We start from the raw sequence: 1,178 nt of genomic DNA on the forward strand, positions 1-1,178 counted from the left end.
GCAATCAACCCCGGCAGCGCAATCAGCCCCGGCAACGCAATCAACCACAGAGACGATCTTTGGTACTTCGACCGCAGGTGAGCGGACCAGGCCGTATCCGGTCGGCCTCGATCTGACCAAACCCGATCCGGAGCGCACCCGGAAGGACACCCCGGCGGATGCTCCGGCGAATGCGTCGGCGGACGACCGGAAAGAGGACCACACGTGAACGGAACCGCGAACACCGTCAACGCGCGAACCGTGGACAGCCCGATCCCGCAGCTCGGTCCACCGATCCGTTCGAACGACGTGAGCGACATGGTGAGCACGGCAAAGCCGACCGGGTCCACGAAGATGCCCCGATCGCGCAAGCACCCGTTCACTCCCAGAGTCGATCGGGTGAACCGGGTGGTGTTCGTCCTGTTGGGGCTTGTGTGCCTGGGCGGTGGGATCGTCGCCCTGCTCGCCGGTCGGGGTGTGTTCGGCGATGACGTCACAGACCGGCCGGCGCTCACGGCTACGAACCGGGCCTTTGCCGCCGACCATGGCTGGTTCTGGCCGGTCGTGGGAGCGGCCACGGCCCTGGTTGTCGTGCTGGCGCTCGCCTGGCTGTGGCTACAGCGGTCCACTGGGGACCTGGCTGGCCTGTACGTCGTCGACGACACCTTCGGACGTGTCCGGGTGAACGCGCGGGCCTTCACCAGCGCTGTGGAAAGCGAGCTGGCAGCTGCAGCGGGTGCCCAGCAGGTTCGCGCGCGACTTCTGCATAAGGAGAAAGATCCGCTACTGCGAGTAGTTGTGACGATGGAACCAGACATAAACGTCAGCCGGCTTCGAGCCGACATCGAACAGGTCGTTCTGCCACACGCGCGTGGTGCCCTGTCCCGCGCGGACCTCGCCACCGAAGTCCAGCTCGTTCCGAGCCCTGGCCACGGTGTCCGCGTGCACTGACCAGGCCTGCCTACCGATCGGCCGGCAATTTTCGATCTTTCGATCAGAGTCCGGCAGCCGTGTCCCGGTCAGAAGGGTGGCGGCTCGGGTTCTGGGTCTGGTTCTAGGACGGGCTCCGGGTTCGGGGCCGGTTCCGGGGTGGCTTCTGGTTCTGGGTGGGGTTCGGGTTCGGTCTGGTAGACCCGTAGTTCCGGACTGGTCCAGGTGACCGTGCCCGTTTCGGTTACCTCGACCGTCCAGGTCCCGTC

The 1,178-nt window shown here is 65.9% G+C and carries 1 protein-coding gene and 1 pseudogene; one reads left to right on the forward strand and one right to left on the reverse strand.

All coding sequences use genetic code 11. The features are described 5' to 3' along the window. Window positions 1–204 precede the first annotated feature (204 nt). Entirely contained in the window at window positions 205–930 is a 726-nt protein-coding gene (locus U9980_RS27750) for an alkaline shock response membrane anchor protein AmaP (protein WP_322770634.1), read from the forward strand. A 68-nt stretch (window positions 931–998) separates the two neighbouring features. Here U9980_RS27750 and U9980_RS27755 read toward each other — a convergent pair. Beyond that, a pseudogene (locus U9980_RS27755) lies at window positions 999–1,178 on the reverse strand (hypothetical protein); the annotation flags it as partial.

Source organism: Protofrankia sp. Cr1, assembly GCF_963555865.1.
GTDB lineage: Bacteria > Actinomycetota > Actinomycetes > Frankiales > Frankiaceae > Protofrankia.